We start from the raw sequence: 19592 nt of genomic DNA, 5'->3' as shown, positions 1-19592 counted from the left end.
CTCACCGCGTCCCGCCGACGGCAAGCGCGTTGGCCAAGCCGAAGCTCATCGTTCCAGCCGCAGCAGCCCCGGGTTAAGCAGATTGCGGACATAAGCCTGCCATGCCCGGAACATTAAAATCAATCAGTATCTTCGCCTTCGATTTGAATGAGCACGGTCACCCCGTTCAGGCCTGGGAAACAGTCAGCGACGGCTCGGAGATTGATGCCATCAAAGAGGCCAAGTCAATTGCCCGCGCTTATGCCGGGGTCCTCGTCGCGCGCCGCGACGTTATTCCAGCCATCGGTCAGGAAGGAGATCCTGTTATCATCTACCGCACGGGCAAGACGGACGGTTTCGACTGAGGGATGAATAAGGGGCGCGGCCTTTTGCGTGGGGCCGTAGCTGACAAAGCCGGGGACGATTTCTCGCCGCCTTCAATGACATCAGCCTGGGGCGACGCCAAATTGCGCGCCATGCCGATGACCATGGGCTCCGCTATGGCAATGTCGCGATAATCGAAGAGCCCCTCCCCCAGATCCTATCCCTCCGTTGCAAGCGAAAGTGAAACCTGTCGTCCACTATGTATAAGTTGATGGGGCGCCAGCCTCGCGTCGCATGGCACAGGCCGCTTGGCGCAACCACTCCTTCAAGCACTCGTTTCAACTCCCTAAGATCAATCCGGCCCCGGCTCGCCACTTTCGTCATTGAGTGAAGGAAGGAACGAGATCACATCTCGTCTGTCACGTTCGGGCAGCGACGCAATACGCTCGCGCCAGAAAGTCGCGGCTTGTGAAGGGTCGCCATCCCAGTCTCGTGTCGAGGCGAGATTGTCGTCCATCACCGCGATGCGGCGGCCGCCAAGACGCCGATACTGATCGGCAAGCGCTTTCGATTCATTTTCCATTACATCCTCATGTCGGCATGAGATCGGTGGATTTACAAAACGATAAACCCGCCGATGCACGGCGGGTTCTTTTGGTCGACGAGCTCGGCCAGATCAGGCCCGGTCAACGACGTTTTTGACAGCGTCCTTGGCTTTGCCCTTGGCCTGCTGGGCATCGCCTTTTGCTTCCTGCGCCAGGCCTTTGGCCTGCATATCCTTGTCGTTCATGGCGTCGCCCACGCCCTGGCGGACCTTGCCGGCCAGTTCGTTTGCCTTGCCGCCTACCTTGTCAGCTGTGCTGCCCATGTCGAAATCTCCATTGATAACCTGCAACACGATTCAAACGGCCAATCCAGCAAATCGTTCCTGAGCGATCGCGCCACGATAAACCGATGCTGTGGACGGAGCCCAAGCATGCCAGGAGCAGGTATGGTTGAACCATCGGCCCATTGTTTGCCCTTTTGCCAGACCTCGGTTGCGATCAAGCAAGCGTGATGCGCCTCGACATCCGGCTCGCGCCTTCTATCTCATCGGGTTCACTTGGAGGAGTTGCATGCGGGTTTTGATAGTTGAAGACGAGTCCATCATTGCGCTGGAGCTCGAACGCATCGTGGCCGATGCCGGATACCGTCCGGTCGGCCCGGTCGCCACGGTCGAACAGGCGCTTGCACATGCGCCGAGAGCGGATGTGGCGCTGGTCGATCTTGGACTTGCGGACGGATCGAGCGGCGGCGCGCTTGCTCGCCGTTTGATCGATCGATTTCATATGAAGGTCGTTTTCGTAACCGCAAGTCCAACCGAAGTCGGCAACGGATTGGCCGGATCGGTTGCGGTCATTGCCAAGCCCTTCACGGACGAAAGCATCCTTGCGGGCCTTGCGATGGCTGCGCGTCAAGCCGATCCCGCTCATTGAACCTGCACCGTCCGGAACAATCCTTCCTTCAGCGTGTTTTCTTGCTGGCGCGGCAGCCATGCTCTCCAGCAAGGGTTTGACCGCTCTCCAGCGGTCGCCGCGTCCACACTACATATCGGCATCCCCGGGCTGCACCCAAGACCGGGGATGTTCTACTCGTTTGTCTCAATAGCCTGTCATTTCCAGGTACCCTCTGCCCGATCGTGAGCCCTTCACCGTGATCGGACCTTCCCAATAGGGAATGGACGTCGCCATCCACGCCTGGTCGTTAAGTGGCTCAGTCAGGACATCGAGGCCTTTTTCGGCGACACGAACGCGCCAGGCAACCGGTACCTGCCGCCCTTGGACAAAGGCCTGGCGTATCGGATCCAATCTGATCGCGCTTGGCGGGAGTGGTTCAGGTCGGCCGTCGGGCGAAATCCACGTCGCGGACATGAAGCCTGCTTTCCCGTCGCGCAAACGGAAGGCCATGACCTTCTCGCCGCTGTCGAGATGCAGTGAAAACCAGTCCCAGCCTGTCTGGCTGGCGGAAAGCGGCTGCGATGACCATTCCCTGTCCAGCCAGGCTTTGCCCGTCACGTTGATCTTGGAGCCCGCAATCATAATGGCGCCATCGACATCGAAGAAAGGCTGTGAGTAATAGTAGCTTGCCTGACCTTCGCCAGATTTGACAGAATATCCGTGGTCGCCCTGGAGGATCGGCGCCTTGTCCGTCTTAAGGCCTAAGCTGAAGCTGAAGCCATCTCCGGCCGCGCTCAGCGAAAGTGTGCTCAGCAAATCGGCGTCGGGCGCTGACTTGGTGCCTTTCATCTGCCAATCGTCGATCCATGCTCGAAATGGTGCGAGCGTCACACCCGCCTGTCCGACACCACCACGGGCAATTTTTTCGGCAACGAATTGGCCCGTGTTCGAGGTTACCGCGGCATGGCCAATCCAGACTTGCGGGTCAGCGAAACCTTCCCGCTCGACGGGGGCGAGCGCCGAGCGAAACAGGGTCCATTGCGCGCCGTACTGTTTCCCATCCTCGCCCTGCAGATTGGCTGTCACGTACCACCACTCTATGCGGTAGTCCGGATGCGGGCCATGGTCGGCTGGAAAGCTTAGCTCATGACCAGGCTGAGGGACCGAAAAGCCGCGAGCGTCGGATCCAAGACCTGCAAATCCCTGCGGCCACGCGGCCGGCGCCGGCCATCCCGCCCCCAATACGAAAAGAAGGATGGCGTAGCTTCTAGCGCTCATTGGTAAATATCCTCAACAGGTCGGCCGGATCGGTCACGGCCAGCCGACGCACCGGCGCCAGGACGGAGACCAGCGCAGCAAGCAGCGCAGTGGCGCCGAGCCAGGCCCAGTCGAGCGGAAAGACCGACATGGGAAGCCGCCAGCCAAAGGCTTGGACGTTAACGATTGCAAGCAAAACCCACGCCAGCGCGAGACCGACCGGAATGGCAGCGACGAAGGTCGCCAGCCAAAGCGCCAGCGTTCTAAGAATTTCATATCGGGCGAGATCGCGCCGGCGCAAGCCGAGCGCCCATACCGGCGCCAGCTGTGGCAGCCGGATGGCGGAGAGCGTCAATAGGCTTGAGAACATCGCAAAGCCCGCCACGGCAAGCGTCAGGACGTTCAGTGCGCCGGTCACCTTGAACGTTTGTTCGAAAATTGCTCTCGACTGCTGCTTGAGGCTTGCCTGGTCAACGATCGCGTCTGGTGGCAGGCCGAATTCATCGACGAGCTGGCGCTTCAGATTGACCGCTGCGTCAGGTGGAACGCGGATCCCGTAGCGAAGTTTCGCCACCTGCGGATAATGATCGACCAGAGCATCCAGACCGACGATTACCTGCCCTTTCGGATTGCCGTAGTCGGAATAGATCCCGACGACGGGGACGTGCCATCCGCCGGGCAGGGCAAGGGTCTGTCCGATCGCCGCCATGCCGCGGCGCCACATCTGTTCATTGACGATCGCGCCTTGTCCGCCTGCAACCTTATCCCAAGTGTCACTGGCCGCGGCGATGAGCGGCCAGTGGTCACGGTAAGTTGGATCGTCCGCGACGCCGAAAATCTGCATCTCCTCGCCCGCAACCATTCCGTCGACGTTCCAGATGGGCAACACGGCTTTGGATCGGGAAGCCAGCCACTCCCGCAGCCGCCTGGCTTCATCCTCGTTGCCGGCTGTCACGTAGAGTTCGGCGGCAAGCCTTTGGTCCAGCCAGCCGATGAAGGTGAGCCGAAAGCTAGCGACCATCGTGCCGACGCCGATATTGGCGGAGAGAGCCAGAAGCAGCGCCATCAAGGCAAGCGACAATCCGGGTAGTTGCTGGCGCGTATCTGCCCAAAACCACTCACTGAGCGCACCGCGCGCTTGTGCCTGCGCGAAAGCGAGCGCAAGGGCCAGAAGCGGGGGAAAGATGAGAGCCGCAGCGAGTAGCAGGCAGCCGAGAACGGCAAATCCGCTTAGCAATCCCGAGCCCGTCCATGCAAGAAAGAACGCCGAGGTCAGAAGAATAGCCGCGGCCCCAGCCTGGTACATCTGTCCGGTCGAGGAAGCGCGCGCCCAGGCTCGCGGCCGGGCGGCAGCCAGGACGGGAAGTCTCCAGACACGCCACAGGCTCTGGGCCGACGAGATGGCGGTGCCTCCCAGCGCGATCGCCATGCCGGCAAGCCACCATTCCGGGCGCAGCGTAAGCGAGCCAGGGACCGAGGCGCCGTAAAGACCTCGCAGTGTCGCGGCCACGCCCGGCATCAGGGCAGAGGCGATGAAGTAGCCGAAGACGACACCGATCAGGCCAGACACCAACGCGAAAGCTGCAAGCTCGAGCACGAGCATGACGGTCAGCGCGCGGAGCGAAATGCCGAGCGAGCGCAGCGTGCGAAATGTTCCCCGCCGCTGTTCGAAAGCCAGGCCCGTTGCCGAATAGACGATAAATAGCCCGACGGTGAAGGACAGGAAACCGAAGGCCGTCAGGTTCAGATGAAAGCTGTCGGTCAGCCGCGCCACATCTGTCTGTTCGCTCTGGCGAATGCTGAGATCGGGAGCGAGTGCGCCAAGCGGCGCCAGATCGGTTTTTTGATCGGGCGCGATCACCAGGCGGCTGATGGCGCCTCGCGCACCAAGCAATGTGTCGGCTGCCGAGATATCCAGAAAAGCCGCTCCCTCCGGAACCTGATCTGCGATCTTGACCATCATTTCGGTCTCGCCCCGCAGCTTCTCGGCGGTGGCTGGCGAGACGACCAGCCGCTCGCCTGACAAAAATGCGGACAGATCGGGTTTGCCGACGATCGAGGACGCCAGGCCGGTCTGCGGCATCGTCAGGGGATCGATGCCGATAAGCCGCAGGCGCACCTTGCCGAGCGTCGCCATTCCTTCGATGACCGGCGAGACGTTCCACCCTGCCTGTCGCAGTCGGCCATATGTGGCAATGGAAATCCCCTCGCCTCTCGTCGAAACGAGCTGCGACAGACCATCCTGCTCCAGCATCGCGGCAGCGTGGGCATAGCTTGCGCGGGCCTCGGCGTTGATTGCCTGAACGCCCGACCAGAGCGCGGTCGCCAGTGCGATTCCCAAGATGAGGGTTAGAAACTGGATCGGTCTGCGTCGCCAATGCGACAGAAGCGCCAGGATGCCCCAGAGCATCACGATACGATCCTTCCGCCGCGCAGAACGACCTTTCGGTCAAGGCGATCGGCCAGCCTCGTCGAGTGCGTGACGAAGAGCAGCGCCGAGCCGGCGGATCGAGCCAGCGCCAGCATCAGCTCGAGAACACGATCGCCGGTTTCTTCATCGAGATTGCCGGTCGGTTCGTCGGCCAGGATCAGCGGCGGCCTAGCGGCAAGCGTCCGGCCGATGGCGACGCGCTGCTGCTGGCCTCCAGACAGTTGCTCGGGGTAACGCCCCAGGAAGTCTTGGAGCCCAAGTGCGGAAATGAGTTGCTCCTCCCAGGCACGATCATGTCGGCCGGCAAGTCTGGCGTGAAAGGAGATATTGGCCGATACGCTGAGCGACGGAATGAGGTTGAACTGCTGAAACACGAGGCCGACCCCGGTTCGACGGTAGTTCGCCCTATCAGCATCGCCGAAGACGCCGATATCTTCGCCGTTCATGGTGATAAGACCGGCATCGGGCCGGTCGAGTCCGCCGGCAAGGTGCAGAAGCGTGCTCTTGCCGCTGCCAGACTCGCCGGTCAGCGCGACCGCCTCTCCGGCTGCAACGTCAAGGTCGACCCCCTTGAGGATATCGACCCGCCCCTCGGCGGTCGGGTAGGACTTTGTGACGCCCTTCAGCGTTAGGATCATTCTGGTCTCTGCATTGGAGGACAGACAGCAAGCGTCCTACCGCCTCTGAGTGCAAACGCAAGCACCTACGGTTCGGGGAGTGCTTGCGCATTTGTCATTTCGGCAGCCCGGTGGAGGTCGGGCCGTTCGCATATCGGCGAGGCGAGCCAGTTCAGCTGATCGGCGCCACAGCCTGCTGTCGCTCGCCATGCGACCCCCAAGTTGGCCCGTTGTCCGCTTCGGGACATTGTTGCCCTCCTCTGTCCGCTCGAACCGCGCGAAGGCCTCTTTGTTCCACTGCGCATCTTTCGCCTCTGCCAAGTCCGCATGGCTGGATTCCATCCGCCTCATCGACATCACCCAGTGAGGTGACCGCCTCCTCGTCGCTGCAAGCACGAAAACAGCGATGCCATATCGCCGTTACCGTGCTCGTACGACAAGGAGAGGGAGCGGGCGTGTATAGTGTTTTGGCGAATGCCTCAACGTTCACAGTGACGCTCAAAGCCGTCAACCCTCACCGGCACACGTCAATTTCCTTCCGATCAACCCCAGCCCGCCAGTGTTGCCTGGTTGGAAGTCGCCTCCGCCTCATCGGCGTGGTTCGCATCGCCACATCGAAATCCTGATCCGCCGGGAACATGTGCTGCCATCGCTTGTTGGACGGCAACCGGAGGCTCCAATGCAAGAAACAATGCAAGTGCAGTTTACATCCCTGCTTGATCACCTTTCTGCCAATCGGGCTGAAGCGGTCCTCGCAACACAGTTTCGGTTGAACGAGTTGACCCTGATCACAGATGCCGATCATGTCGTCGAGTTGCTTGGATCGTTGCGGGACGATCCGCAGTGCCGCTTCATCTGCCTCCTCGACATTTGCGGCGTCGACTGGCCGGCCAGGGCCGCCCGCTTCGACGTCGTCTACCATCTTCTATCACCCAGTCTCAATCTCAGGCTTCGCGTCAAGCTTGCAACCGACGAGGACACGCCGGTCCCATCGGCTTGCGCGGTCTTTGCGTGCGCGGACTGGTACGAACGCGAGGCCTGGACCTGTACGGCATCATGTTTAAAGATCATCCCGACCTGCGCCGGATCCTTACCGACTACGGTTTCGAAGGCCACCCGCTTCGCAAGGATTTCCCGCTTACCGGTTTCGTCGAGGTCCGTTACGACGACGCAGCGAAACGCGTGATCTATGAACCGGTCGAGCTGAAGCAGGAATACCGGGATTTTGACTTCCTCTCGCCCTGGGAGGGAACAGATTACGTGTTGCCGGGCGACGAAAAGACCAGCGCATGAAGGCGAACAGACGGAGATCGTCGTGAGGGAACACAGCATTCGCAACTTCAACATCAACTTCGGGCCGCAACATCCTGCTGCCCATGGTGTGCTGCGGCTCGTGCTCGAGCTTGACGGCGAAATCGTCGAGCGGGTCGATCCGCATATCGGCCTGCTGCATCGCGGCACGGAAAAATTGATCGAGAAGAAGACATATCTTCAGGCCCTGCCCTATTTCGATCGGCTCGATTATGTCGCGCCCATGATCCAGGAACATGCCTATTGCCTGGCGGTCGAGAGGCTCCTCGAACTGGATGTGCCGATCAGAGGGCAGCTGATCCGGGTACTTTACGCCGAGATCAGCCGAATTCTGTCTCATCTCTTGAATGTTACCACTCAGGCTATGGATGTCGGAGCGCTCACGCCGCCGCTCTGGGGATTTGAAGAACGTGAAAAGCTGATGGTCTTTTACGAGCGCGCCTCGGGCTCACGCATGCACGCGGCCTATTTCAGGCCAGGGGGCGTTCATCAGGATCTGCCAGTCGACCTTATTGAAGATATCGGCCGCTGGTGCGAGACCTTCCCGGCTACGCTTGACGATATTGACGATTTGCTGACCGGCAACCGCATCTTCAAGCAGCGCAACGTCGATATCGGCGTCATCAGTCTCCAGGACGCTTGGGCCTGGGGCTTCACGGGCGTCCTGATAAGAGGCTCGGGCGCGGCCTGGGACCTACGTCGCGCTCAGCCCTACGAATGTTATTCGGCCCTCGAGTTCGATATTCCGATCGGCAAGAATGGTGACTGTTACGACCGGTACCTGATCCGCATGCAGGAGATGCGGGAATCTGTGCGCATCATGTCGCAATGCGTGGAGCGATTGTTGTCGCAACAGGCGACCGGTCCCGTCTCATCAAGGGACGGAAAGATCGTGCCGCCAAAGCGCGGGGAAATGAAGCGCTCGATGGAGGCGCTCATTCATCATTTCAAGCTCTATACAGAGGGTTTCAGGGTGCCTGCCGGCGAGGTGTACGCGGCCGTCGAGGCGCCGAAGGGGGAGTTCGGCGTCTACCTGATCGCCGATGGAACCAACGCGCCCTATCGATGCAAGATCCGCGCGCCCGGTTTCACCCATCTCCAGGCGATGGACTTCCTGTGCAGAGGCCATCAGCTCGCAGACATATCGGCGGTTTTAGGTTCGCTCGACATCGTATTCGGGGAAGTCGACCGCTAGCAACACGCGCTTGAACCGACAAGGGACACGGGCGCCACAGCAACGAGGAATTGATCTTGACCGTCCAGCTTCCGCTCGAAGACAGCGATCTTGCCCCGACCACTGAGACCGGATCGGGCATATCCGCAATCCTGCCAGACCTTGCCTTTCGTCGCATGTCGATCGTCAACGTCATATTTTATGGGGACCCCGCAACCGACGCGGACTGGGTGTTGATCGATACCGGGCTTCCGACCTCCCGCCAGGCTATCATCGAGGCCGCCGAACACAGGTTCGGAGTCATGAGGCCACCATCGGCGATCCTCCTGACCCACGGCCATTTCGATCACGTCGGCTCGCTGGAAACGCTTGCGCAACACTGGAATGTGCCGGTCTACGCTCATTGGCTGGAATTCCCATACCTTAACGGCCAGGCATCCTATCCACCCGCCGATCCCTTGGTGGGAGGCGGCGCAATGGCGCTATTGTCACCGCTCTATCCGCGCTCGCCGGTCAATGTCGAGCAACGGCTGCAGCCCCTGCCCCAGGACCGGAGCGTCCCCTTCATGCCGGGTTGGACCTGGCTGCATACGCCCGGTCACGCGCCGGGTCATGTATCCTTATGGCGCGCGGCGGATAGGTGCTTGATCGCCGGCGATGCAATCGTCACCACCGGGCAGGAATCTGTCTATGAGGTGATGACGCAGCGCCCCGAAATGCACGGGCCACCGCGCTACCTGACGCCCGACTGGGGCGAGGCGCAGTACTCCGTCGTTGAACTCGCCGGGCTCAAACCAGAGCTCATCATAACGGGCCACGGCCAGCCCGTGCGCGGTGCCAACATGCGCGCGCGCCTGCAGCAGCTGGCGGATAAGTTTAAAGAGATCGCAGTCCCCGAGGGCCGACCCTATGCGCTAGATCCGGCGAAACCGGGCAAGCGCGGCAATGACACCTATCGCTGATGCTGAGGGCCCTCAAGGCTGCGTCGGGCAACGATGCTGAACGGCGATCTGCCATGGCTCGGAACGTCGACCAGGTCAGGCGTCAAAGTGGACATAGAAACGGCACTGCGTGGTCTCAAGATCGCATACTGCCCGAGCCCGGGAACGAGCGCGAAGGTTTACGTGCCTCGTTGTTTCGAACAACTCGTGAAAACTCGATCGTGCGGGTGCAGTCGGGCGCGCGGCGTGACGGCAAAGTCGCCGGCGCGCGAGACAACACTATCCTGCCTTGGTCAGTCCATAGATTGCAATGAAGGCATAAATGCAAAAGGCAATCACGGCGACGGTGATGATAATCGTCAGCCCGACACGCCCGGCATTGAGACGACGGCGCTTGCCCGACGCGGAGGTCGCCGGTGCCTGCACAGGATCCTTGTCTGAGGGGTCGGGCATGGTTAAGCCTCCTTGGGGGGTGTAACCGCGGATTGGCGGATGTCATCCGAGCGCCAGGCACCGGCTTCGCTTTCGTTGCTTTTCATTGCCTCGTCGCTGCCTCTGCTGGCCGCGACGCTGGATGTCGCTTCAGCCCATACGGGAGGCTCGACTGCGTAATGACGTTCGCCTCGGCGGCAGAGGTAGACCTCTCGTTCGGGGTTTTCTTCGATGACGAAACCGGCGCTGCGCAACATCGCCTCGACCGCCGCCTTGTTGGGAATGAACCAGTTGGTCGGATCCGATGCATAGCGCTCCTCCACGAAGAAGAGCTTGGGATAGTCGGGACGGTCAAAGATTGCCCATTCCTCAAACGGATAGTCCTCCTGTAGCATCGGCAGGCGTTCATCGCCGCGCTGCAGGCATTGAAAGAGCAAGCTGTCCCCGACTGCGTGCTCGTAGAGCAGGTCAAGAGCCAGGAGCGGATGGCGCAGGTGGTAGAGCACGCCCATGAAGATGACGAGGTCGAAGCGCTCGGCAAGCTTGCCGACCTCATAGACCGACATCTGCCGGAAGTCGACGTCCAGGCCTGCCTGCTCTGCGGCGAAGCGCGCCTGTCTCAGATAGCGCGCATCCGCATCAATGCCGAGCACCCGGCCGGCATTTCGCCGTTTCATTTCGAGACTGTAAAAGCCGGCATTGCAGCCAACATCGAGGACGCTTCGGCCCTGAAGATCCTCAGGAATGACATTGCAAAATCGCCGCCACTTGAAGGTCGGGTAATCGCCGAGGAAATGGTCGGGCGCGGTCCTGACGCCGTTGATGTCAAGATTGTGGAACCAAGGACCCAACTCGGCGATCTTCGCCTTCAAGTCCGTCTGATCAGTCAGCCGGCGATCTTCCATGTCCTAGACCCCGATCGAGACGTTCGAGCGCCGTGTTCGTGCCGACGGCGGCGCTCGCCTCTTGCCGGAGACGGGTTGCGTGCCAAGCGTTGCGATGAACCAGGCCGCGGTCTGGCGCAGTCCCTCGGCAAGAGGGACCCGCGGCTCCCAGCCAAGGAGATCCTTCGCCTTGGAAATGTCCGGCCGACGGCGCTGCGGATCGTCCTGCGGCAAGGGGTGATAGGCGATCCTGGCCGCGGTGGGGACCATTGCGTGAACCATTTCGGCGAGCTGATTGATGGTGAATTCTCCCGGATTGCCGAGATTGACGGGCCCTTGCGGGTTGGGAGTGACATTCATCAAGGCCATGAGACCTGCCACGAGATCGCTGACGAAGCAAAAGGAGCGGGTTTGCTGACCACTGCCGTAGATCGTCAGAGGTTTGCCGGTGATCGCCTGCACCAGCAGATTGGAAATGATGCGGCCGTCATGAGGCTGCATGCGCGGTCCATAGGTATTGAAGATGCGCGCGACGCGTGCATCGACGCGTCCGGCGCGGACAAGATCGAAGCATAGTGCCTCGGCGGCGCGCTTTCCTTCGTCGTAGCATGCGCGTGGCCCGGTGCAGCTGACATTGCCACGGTAATCCTCGCGCTGCGGATGTTCGGCGGGATCACCATAGACTTCGCTCGTGGATGCCTGAAGAAACGATGCATTATGATATTCGGCAAGTGCCAGAAGGTTTCCCGTTCCGGCCACGCAGGTCATCATGGTGTGGACCGGGTCGGCTTGATATTGCGGAGGCGAGGCCGCGCAAGCCAGGTTGTAGATCTGGTCGACCGGCTCGTCGATGCTGCGTAGATCGCAGATATCCGCCTCGATGAGACGGAACTGGGGGTGATTGGCGAGCGGTTGAACGTTGGTGACGGATCCGGTGATGAAACTGTCAACGCAGAGCACACGGTCCCCACGCGAAAGCAAAGCATCGCAAAGATGCGAGCCGACAAAGCCGGCACCGCCGGCAACAAGAACGCTTCTTCCTTTGCCGTTTCGGCTCTTCTGCAGCATTACGATCTCCTTACGCTGTCAATCTGCGGATCAAGGGTCATTGTTGCGGATGGCGTCTGCTCGAGTGCGGCAAGTGCCTCTGCCATTTGTCGGGCGCGCGCGAGGCCGGTGTGGCTGGCGAGCACTTCGCTTCGCGCCGCCTCTGCGATCATTCGGCGCGTCGCGTCGTCCATGCGGGTCAGCACGGCAACGACATCCTCGCTGGTGCGGGCAATGACCAGCGCCTGCCCGTCCGGCAGGAGTTCGTCAAGACCGCGCCACTCGTCGCTGATGATCGGCGCCGAGCAGGCGGCTGCCTCGAAGAGGCGCACGCTTGGCGACCAGCCTGCCGCGATCATGTCGGCACGCGTCACATTCAGCGTGAAACGCTGGCGGCTATAAAAGCTGGCGTGTTCGCGCGGCGGCAAATGGTCGATCCGCTCGACGTTTTCGGGCCATTCGATTTCGCCGGGATATTGGGGCCCGGCGACGACGAAGCGCAGGTCGGGCAGGCGTCGTGCCGGTTCGAGCAACAGTCTTTCAAGCGTCGGCTGGCGATCGGCACTATAGGTTCCAAGATAACCAAGATCCCACCGCAAGGGCTCGCGCGTATTGACGTATCGCTCGGCATCGACGGAGCAGTAGAGCGCCGCCGCCTTCCTGGCTTGGAAGCGATGCTCCAAGATGTCGAGAACCGCACCGCCCGAAAACGAGAAATAAATGTCGAAGAGCGGGATCTGCCGCCTGGCGAGATAGGGTTCCTCGCCGCGTTCGAGAGCGGCAAGCGTCACCGGCGTGTCGATGTCGTAGAAACACAGATGCCTGGGTGCAAGATGCGCCAGCCGATCGATCAGCTCGCACCCATCCGGGACGTAGGAACCGACAATTACCGCATCGGCCTCCTTCAAGCGGGCGCCGTGGGTCGCAAGGACGGCATCGATCGTGTCATAGTAGGCAAGCGTGCAGAAGTCCGGTGAGGGCAGATCGCGATGGCCCGCGTACCATGGCACGTCTCTTTCCAGAAAAAGGACATTATGGCCCGATGCGGCCAGCCCCCGCAGAAGTGCCCGGAAGGTCGTGGCGTGGCCATTGCCCCAGGACGAGGACAGTGACAGGCCGAAGACCACGAGATTGAGAGGGTCCCTCATGCTGCTGCCTCCCCGTGGCGTCGCAGCTTTTGACGGAAGAGCGCATCGACGATTTCGGCGCGCTGCGCGTAGGTGTGATCGGCAAGGACGCGCGCCATGGCTCTTTTACCGATCGCTGCAGCCCGTTGCGGCGTCAGATCCGCCATGAGATCGATGACGTCCTGTGCATCCCGCGCGACAAGAACCTCCTCGTTCGGCTTTAGAAAGAGTTCGATACCTTCCCAGTTGTCGGTGACGAGACAGGCCCCCGCGCCAGCCGCCTCAAAGACGCGGGTGGCCGGTGAAAAGCCGTTCCGGGCCATGCTTTCCCGAGAGATATTAAGAACGGCCTTGGGCGTGACGTTGAAGGCGTTGTGGTCGTGGGTGGCAACGTGTCCCACCCGCCTGACATTGCCGGTCATGGGCTTGTCCTGCCATCCGGAGCCACCAAGGAGGAAGCGGGCCTGCGGAAGGCGTGCGGCGGGCTCGAGGAAAAAATGCTCGACGCGCGCCTCACGGTCGGGAAGCCGGTTGCCTAGGAAGCCGAGATCGGCGCTGAAATGCTCATCCGGCGCCACCGGATGATGGGTGTCGGGATCGAGAGCGTTATAGATCGGGATGCACGCGCGTGCGCCGAACTCACGATAGGCCTCAACCACAGGGTCGCCACCACCATAGGTCAGGACAAGGTCGAGCTTCTGGAGCGCAAGGCGCACGGCATGGCCGGGGATGTCGCGCAACTCCGAGAGCGTTGCCGGTGCATCGACATCCCAGAAGATTTTCAGGGCCTCGGGCCGCGCATGACGAAGCACCTCCTCCATCAGGCGATCGTCCTCGAAACCGACGCCGCTGGCCTTGACAACGATCTCGGCTTCGCCCGCCTTGACCGCGACCGCCCGCAGGTCATCGGCCGTTGCCTCGTAGACGACCACCTTGCACCAGTGCGGGGGATCGATATCCCTGTTCTTCTGGCGCTCGTAGACGTCGGGCTCATAGAAGGTGATATCGTAGCCGCGCTCGGCAAGCGCCCGCAGCAGGCCGCGGTAATAGGTAGCCGCGCCATTCCAATAGGCCGATAGGAGGCTTGACCCGTAAAAAGCGATCTTCATTGTGCTGCCTCCTTCGATGCGAGCTGGTCGAGGACGGAGCGGCTGCCGACGGTGGCCAGGATGGCCAAGAGTTCATCGATGCGGTGACGGCATGTGTGACGCGCCTGGATCGTCTGAAGCCCGCTCTCGGCGAGCTCGGCCGAAAGATCAGGATTGGAAAGCACCTCCCCCAGATGACGGCGCATGGCCGATCCATCCTCGGCCAGGAGGTAGTCCCGGCCGGGCCTGAACAAGCCTTCGGCATCATCCCACGGTGCCGAGATCAAGGGGATGCCGCAGGCAAGCGCCTCGAAGACGCGGATGGTCGGGATGCCCGGCAGGTGGCTGACATAGGGCCTGCGCGGAATATGAACGGTCACCCGGTTGCGGGCGAAAGCAAGCGGCGCGGCAGCATTGGCGATCCAGCCGCCATAGGCGATGCCCGCATCTTTGAGCGCAGACAGCGCCTCGTCGGGATAGCGAACTCCACGCACGCTTGTGCGAAGGCCAAGGCTTTTGGCAGGGCGCACGAGATACTCGAGGATTTCCTCGGAGCGCTCATCGTCGCCCCAATTGCCGATCCAGATGAGATCGCCGGTTTTTTCGACCATCGGCATCGGCCGGAACAAGGCATCGTCAGCCGCCTCGTGGAAAGTGAACACTGACTTGGCCCAGCCGGCTTTGAGGTAACGCTGCCGCAGCGTCTCGCCGAAGGCGAGGACGCCGTCATAGCCATCGAGCGAGAGGCCGGAAATATCGGTTTGCGCCGATACGGCGCGATGATGGGTGTCGTGAAAGAGCAGCGTGAAACGGGCACCATTGGCGCGTGCCCTGCCGAGCCGTGCTACGAGCGCGGGATCCGTCCACTCGTGGACGATAACCACATCGGCATCTCCGAGTGCTGCCTCATGGTCGAAACTATCCATGTAGATCTGCGCGCGCAGGCCCGGAAAGGCTTCGGCAAAACCCGCGATCGCAGCTTTCCCCTGGTCGGCGACGAGATTTCGCCGGCTCCATGAGTCTTCCGGCTCGAGCGCCAGCGCGTCGTGGCCGCGGCGAACGAGGTCGCGCATGAGGCCACGCAAAAAATGCGCGTTGCCGTGGTTCCAATCGGACAGGAGCGACTGCGTATAAAAGACGAATTTCATGATCTACTCCGCTAACTTGATCTTGCGCCCATGTTCGAGAAGGCTGGCATAGACGCGTGCCATGGAGGCTGCCTGCGCCTGTAGCGAAAAGCGTTTGGAGCGAAGCCGCGCCTTGTCCGCAAGCGCCTGGCGCGAGACGACATCGCTTGCCAGATGATTGACCGCGTCGGCGAAGGCCACTGGACGATGCGGATTGGCAAAAACCGCCGCGCCGTCCCAGAGTTCCCGATAGGTCGCGATGTCGGCTAGGACGAGGCCAGCGCCGGAGCGCGCCGCCTCCAGGGCGGCAAGCCCGAAAGGCTCGTAGAGCGACGGCGAGACGAAGATGGCCGCGCGACGCATCAGCGTCATCGCTTCGGCGTGCGGAAGGATGCCGAAGTGGCGTGTCTTCGACATCGTCATGCCCTGCCCGTCCGGTCCATGATCGGCTCCGACGGTCAGGAGCGGCCAGGTCATCTGCGCGGCGGCGGCGTCAAGGACGGCAGCATTCTTGCCCTCGTCCCACCAGCGTCCGGCCGCAAAAGCAAAGTCTTCCTTGGGTTCGGCGGCGGCTCTGACACCACTTGCATTGTAGGTCACCGTCAGATGCGGGATCGGGCCATAGGCCGCGCGCAGCATCGCGGCATGGCTATGGCTTGGCGCCACCACGGCCGCGGCCCGTTCGAATCCGCGGGCGTTCAGCGACTGCTGCCAGCGCCAGCCGTCGGGGACCGCAGCTTGGCGTACAGCCGCAAACCAGGTAACGACACAGGAATGGGAGACGGCGACAACCGGCATGTCGATGTCAAGCTCTGCCGCCTGCGAGGGCAGGTTAAGATGCAGGAGGTCAACCTGCCTTCGTTTGGCGAGCGCTGCGATCGCATGTGGTACCTTCTTAAGGGCGCCCTCGTCCTGAACCATCCAGTCGAGCGGTTCGTCGAGCCAGTCTATTTCGCCGATTTCCATTGCCTCGGCTTTTTCCTGTCGGGACGGAGGCGGGCCAAGTCCAACGAAACAGGTGGTGATTCCTTCCCTGCGCAATCCCGCGGCGAGATCCATGGCATAGCGCCAGACGCCTCCGACCGCATCGACGGTCATCATGATGCGAGGCGGGGCAGCCATGTCTAGGGCCTGCCTCATGCCGACACCTTGCGCCGTTCACCCATCAGAGCCTGACCTTCGAACCGATTGTCGACGAGCCAATTGCCGAGGGCTCGCAATCCGTCTTTCCAGCCCATGCGGGCTCGCCAGCCGACATTGGTTTCGAGCTTCCTGGTGTCGGCGACGAAATAAAGCTGGTCACCGGCACGCCAATCGCCGAAGGAGGTTTCGAGCCGCTGCCCGGTCAGCGTTTCAATTGCCTGCAGCACGTCCAGGAGACTGACGGCATTGCCGGGGCCCCCTCCCAGGTTGAAGGCCTGCCCGCTGACGCGGTCGATATTGTCGAGAACGGCACGATAGGCCGCGACAGCGTCGTCGACGAAGAGGATGTCACGGACCTGTCTGCCGTCCCCATAGATCGAGATTGGCGCGCCGTTGAGCGCGCGGATGAGGAAATGGGCGACCCAGCCCTGGTCTTCCGTGCCGAACTGGCGCGGTCCATAGATGCAGCTCATCCGCAGCACGGCCGTCGGGATGGAGAAGGATTTGAGATAATCGAGCATATATTGATCGGCGACGCCTTTGGAGCAGCCGTACGGGGTGCAGAAGTCGAGAGGCCGATCCTCGCCAATGCCGCGCAGCCTTATCGCGTCGACGGCGGGGGCGTAGCAACGGTCTCGCTCCAGCATTTTCAGATCATCGAGCGCTCCATAGACCTTGTTCGTGCTGGCGAAGATGACGGGCGCTTGGCGGCCGGCCTTGCGGACCGCCTCCAGCACGTTGATCGTGCCACGCGCATTGGTTTCGAAATCGTCGAGCGGTCGCTCGAGGCTGGTGGTGACGGCGGTCTGGGCGGCGAAGTGGAAGACCGCTTCGGCATCGGTAAAACCCGCCTCGATGCTGCGCAGATCGCGGATGTCGGCGAGCAGCGGATGAACACGCCGCCCATGGCGCGCCGTCAGCCAGGCGAGGTTCTGGTCGACGCCCGGCCTCGAAAGATTATCGAGGATGACGACATCCTTGCCGTCCTTGAGGAAACTATCGGCAAGGTTGGATCCGATGAAGCCGCTGCCTCCGGTAATGACGATCGGCGCCGCGCCCGTTGCAAGGTTCGGGCTGGCAAGGCGGCTAACTTCGTCGAGGCGGGCCACGCCCCCTTCCATCAGAAGGCGGGCCAGGAGCTTTGGCTGGTTGTCGTCGGTCACGGCGCCGAGGTGGTAGTGACGAGGATCGAACCATAACCCTTCCTGAACCGGCACGTCCGCCGGCACGTCACGCCAGGAATACCAGTACATCCGGTCGGCGGGTACGCTCAACGCCTTGATGAAGCGGCGCGCCTGTTCCATCTCGTCGTTGCGCCAGGTCGAATAGCCGGTTTCGGTGATCCAGATCTCGGCGGCCGGATTGAAGCGGCCGACGATCTTTCGCATCTCGCCGAGATGCATGTCCCAGCCGCCCCAGGCGCCCTCCTCGCTGTCCCATGTGCCAGGGAAGCCGTGGAAGCCGACCGCGTCGACAACGTTGAGCACGCCTCGCTCGCCCATCAGGTTCAGCCAGTAGGGATCAAAGGGACAGGGGCCGCCCAACACCGGCTTGAAGCCACGTTTCCTGGCCCAGTAGGCTGCCCCACCGACCATCTGGCAAAACAGCATGAAATCGCCGTCTTCGCGCCAGTCCCAGTCGAGGAGGTTGTTGGGCTCGTTCCACAATTCCACATGGGTGAAGTGCTGCCCATACCGATCGAGAACATGATCGACGAAGTCAGCGTATGACTTCAGGTCGATCGGTGCGCCGGAGGATCGTCCGGTGCGCGACAGGGATGGCGGCGTGTAATGGAGGCAAGGCAGCAGATCGATGCTCCTGCCAAGCTTCGGGATCAGCCAGTCAAACCAGTCCTGGCCCCCGGGCGCCAGGTATTCGGCCCAGGACAGATGCGTGCGCAGGAAGCTTGCGCCACTCGACAGGATGTCGGGCAGGATTTCCTCCGTGCGTGCAAATTCGCCGGGCCGGAACCATTCTACGAAGCCGAAGCGCCTCGGCTGGATCCCCGCAAGGGTTGATTGCGCGGTCATGACACGAGCCCCCTTGCTTCCAGCTGCCGCTTCATCTCCGCGCCACGGTCGATCGCGCCGGTGAGCTTGACCCATTCGACGAATGGGCCGAGCGCCTGTTCAAGGCGAAATTCCGGCTCGAATCCGAGGAGATCGCGCGCCTTGGAGATGTCGGCAAAACAGTTGCGGATGTCCCCCGAGCGCGCCTTGTTCATGATATCGGGGGCAATTTCCGGCACACCCATGGACTCCGCGAGAAGCGTCGCCACCTCGGTGATCGTATAGGCGTTGCCACTGCCGATATTGATGACATGGCCGGCAGCGGCCTTCTGCTCGAAGGCGAGCCGAAAGGCACGAGCCACGTCACGGACATGGACGAAATCGCGTCGCTGCTCGCCATCTTCGAAAATCATCGGCGACTGATGATTGGCGAGCCTGGAGGCAAAGTTGGCCAGCACCCCCGTATAGGGATTGGACAGCGCTTGGCCAGCTCCGAAAACGTTGAAGAGGCGCAGCGCCACGGCGTCGACGCCATATGCTTCCCCGAAAATCAGGACCTGCCGCTCCTGGCCATATTTCGTCAATGCATAGATCGATGCGAGATCGACGGGCTTTTCCTCGTCGGTTGCCACGGGGACGAGATCCTCGCCGTCTGGACCGCGCAGGTTCCACGAGCCGGCCTTGATACGCTCGCTCCTGCGACGGGCCAGGCCGACCTGCTCGCCCGTTGACGTCAGGTACCGGCCTTCGCCATAAACGCTCATGGAGGAGGCGACAACGATCCGTCTGATCGGCTTGCCGATCATGGCCTCAAGAAGAACTGCCGTGCCAAGGTCGTTTCCTCCCACATATCGGGCGATCTCGTACATGGACTGGCCAACGCCGACTTCCGCGGCCAGGTGGATGACGCCGTCGACATCGTCAAGAGCTTCGACGACCGCGACGCGGTCGCAGACATTGCCGCGCAGGATTTCGGCGGCCTGCGGCATGTCAGTTTCAACATCCCCATGCACCTGATCGATCAGGGCATCCAGGATACGAACCTCGTAGTTTGCCTTCAAAAGCTCTTCGGTGACATGCCGGCCGATAAAGCCGCAGCCGCCGGTAACGAGTATTCTTGTCATGGCTTCCTCTGCACATTTCTCATCTGTGACAGGGCGCCGAACAACGCTTGGCTGCGAATGTTCCTCATCAATGACATCTTTGTCATCTATAACTTCATCAATCCTCCTGCGTGCCGGAAACGCTCCGCGAACCACCGCGGC

The 19592-nt window shown here is 61.5% G+C and carries 17 protein-coding genes and 2 pseudogenes; 5 read left to right on the top strand and 14 right to left on the bottom strand.

Going from position 1 to position 19592, the window contains the following annotated elements:
* Positions 1-101: 101 nt before the first annotated feature.
* Positions 102-344, top strand: coding sequence for a hypothetical protein (locus tag FHX06_RS32340; RefSeq protein ID WP_113116042.1), 243 nt, complete (start codon positions 102-104; stop codon positions 342-344).
* A gap of 311 nt (positions 345-655) precedes the next feature.
* Here the strand turns inward: FHX06_RS32340 and FHX06_RS32335 are convergent, their stop codons facing one another.
* Together FHX06_RS32335 and FHX06_RS32330 are read right to left on the bottom strand one after the other, a co-directional pair.
* The gene (locus FHX06_RS32335; protein ID WP_113116130.1) at positions 656-886 is read right to left on the bottom strand and encodes a hypothetical protein; all 231 of its coding nucleotides are present in this window, start codon (positions 884-886) and stop codon (positions 656-658) included.
* A 93-nt stretch (positions 887-979) separates the two neighbouring features.
* Positions 980-1171 carry a CsbD family protein gene (locus FHX06_RS32330; protein ID WP_183882296.1) on the bottom strand — a complete coding sequence of 64 codons (192 nt, stop codon included), beginning with the start codon at positions 1169-1171 and terminating at the stop codon, positions 980-982.
* Between the two features lie 247 nt (positions 1172-1418).
* On the opposite strand from FHX06_RS32330, the gene FHX06_RS32325 reads away from it, so the two are divergent.
* Positions 1419-1778 carry a response regulator gene (locus FHX06_RS32325; protein WP_183882294.1) on the top strand — a complete coding sequence of 120 codons (360 nt, stop codon included), beginning with the start codon at positions 1419-1421 and terminating at the stop codon, positions 1776-1778.
* 165 nt (positions 1779-1943) lie between these two features.
* Here the strand turns inward: FHX06_RS32325 and FHX06_RS32320 are convergent, their stop codons facing one another.
* Genes FHX06_RS32320 through FHX06_RS32310 form a run of 3 tightly spaced genes read right to left on the bottom strand, consistent with a single transcriptional unit; the run spans position 1944 to position 6065 of the window.
* Entirely contained in the window at positions 1944-3017 is a 1074-nt protein-coding gene (locus FHX06_RS32320) for a lipocalin-like domain-containing protein (RefSeq protein ID WP_183882292.1), read from the bottom strand.
* Complete coding sequence (locus FHX06_RS32315; protein WP_183882377.1) at positions 3007-5406, bottom strand: ABC transporter permease; 2400 nt, start codon at positions 5404-5406, stop codon at positions 3007-3009. Before FHX06_RS32315 ends, FHX06_RS32320 begins: the two co-directional genes overlap by 11 nt.
* The gene (locus tag FHX06_RS32310) at positions 5406-6065 is read right to left on the bottom strand and encodes an ABC transporter ATP-binding protein (protein ID WP_112543280.1); all 660 of its coding nucleotides are present in this window, start codon (positions 6063-6065) and stop codon (positions 5406-5408) included. Before FHX06_RS32310 ends, FHX06_RS32315 begins: the two co-directional genes overlap by 1 nt.
* Positions 6066-6723: 658 nt before the next feature.
* Between FHX06_RS32310 and FHX06_RS32305 the strand changes: the two are divergent.
* The 3 genes and pseudogenes from FHX06_RS32305 to FHX06_RS32295 all read left to right on the top strand — a co-directional run bounded on the left by FHX06_RS32305 (position 6724) and on the right by FHX06_RS32295 (position 9491).
* Positions 6724-7337, top strand: a pseudogene (locus FHX06_RS32305) (NADH-quinone oxidoreductase subunit C).
* A gap of 22 nt (positions 7338-7359) precedes the next feature.
* A complete protein-coding gene (locus tag FHX06_RS32300; protein ID WP_183882290.1) occupies positions 7360-8550 on the top strand; it encodes an NADH-quinone oxidoreductase subunit D in 1191 nt (396 codons plus the stop codon).
* Positions 8551-8606: 56 nt separating this feature from the next.
* Entirely contained in the window at positions 8607-9491 is an 885-nt protein-coding gene (locus FHX06_RS32295; protein WP_183882287.1) for an MBL fold metallo-hydrolase, read from the top strand.
* 258 nt (positions 9492-9749) lie between these two features.
* Here FHX06_RS32295 and FHX06_RS32290 read toward each other — a convergent pair whose 3' ends face one another.
* The 9 genes and pseudogenes from FHX06_RS32290 to FHX06_RS32250 form a co-directional block, all read right to left on the bottom strand.
* Positions 9750-9923: a hypothetical protein gene (locus FHX06_RS32290; protein WP_183882285.1), complete on the bottom strand. Its 174-nt coding sequence runs from the start codon at positions 9921-9923 to the stop codon at positions 9750-9752.
* 140 nt (positions 9924-10063) lie between these two features.
* Positions 10064-10807: pseudogene (locus tag FHX06_RS32285) on the bottom strand (TIGR04290 family methyltransferase); the annotation flags it as partial.
* Positions 10808-10810: 3 nt separating this feature from the next.
* Positions 10811-11854, bottom strand: a complete 1044-nt coding sequence (locus tag FHX06_RS32280) for a UDP-glucuronic acid decarboxylase family protein (RefSeq protein ID WP_183882281.1) — start codon at positions 11852-11854, stop codon at positions 10811-10813.
* The gene (locus FHX06_RS32275; protein WP_183882279.1) at positions 11854-12981 is read right to left on the bottom strand and encodes a glycosyltransferase; all 1128 of its coding nucleotides are present in this window, start codon (positions 12979-12981) and stop codon (positions 11854-11856) included. Before FHX06_RS32275 ends, FHX06_RS32280 begins: the two co-directional genes overlap by 1 nt.
* Positions 12978-14069 carry a glycosyltransferase gene (locus FHX06_RS32270; protein ID WP_183882277.1) on the bottom strand — a complete coding sequence of 364 codons (1092 nt, stop codon included), beginning with the start codon at positions 14067-14069 and terminating at the stop codon, positions 12978-12980. The genes FHX06_RS32275 and FHX06_RS32270 overlap by 4 nt, the downstream gene beginning before the upstream one ends.
* Positions 14066-15196 carry a glycosyltransferase gene (locus FHX06_RS32265; protein WP_183882275.1) on the bottom strand — a complete coding sequence of 377 codons (1131 nt, stop codon included), beginning with the start codon at positions 15194-15196 and terminating at the stop codon, positions 14066-14068. Before FHX06_RS32265 ends, FHX06_RS32270 begins: the two co-directional genes overlap by 4 nt.
* Before the next feature lie 3 nt (positions 15197-15199).
* Complete coding sequence (locus tag FHX06_RS32260; protein ID WP_183882273.1) at positions 15200-16315, bottom strand: glycosyltransferase family 4 protein; 1116 nt, start codon at positions 16313-16315, stop codon at positions 15200-15202.
* Positions 16312-18348, bottom strand: a complete 2037-nt coding sequence (locus FHX06_RS32255; protein WP_183882271.1) for an NAD-dependent epimerase/dehydratase family protein — start codon at positions 18346-18348, stop codon at positions 16312-16314. The genes FHX06_RS32260 and FHX06_RS32255 overlap by 4 nt, the downstream gene beginning before the upstream one ends.
* Positions 18345-19451: an NAD-dependent epimerase/dehydratase family protein gene (locus FHX06_RS32250; protein ID WP_183882269.1), complete on the bottom strand. Its 1107-nt coding sequence runs from the start codon at positions 19449-19451 to the stop codon at positions 18345-18347. The genes FHX06_RS32255 and FHX06_RS32250 overlap by 4 nt, the downstream gene beginning before the upstream one ends.
* Positions 19452-19592: the final 141 nt, after the last annotated feature.

It is taken from the genome of Rhizobium sp. BK512 (genome assembly GCF_014194915.1).
Taxonomy (GTDB): Bacteria; Pseudomonadota; Alphaproteobacteria; order Rhizobiales; family Rhizobiaceae; genus Rhizobium.
Note: the sequence above shows the minus strand (reverse complement) of the source record. Positions and strands in the feature narration are given on the sequence as shown.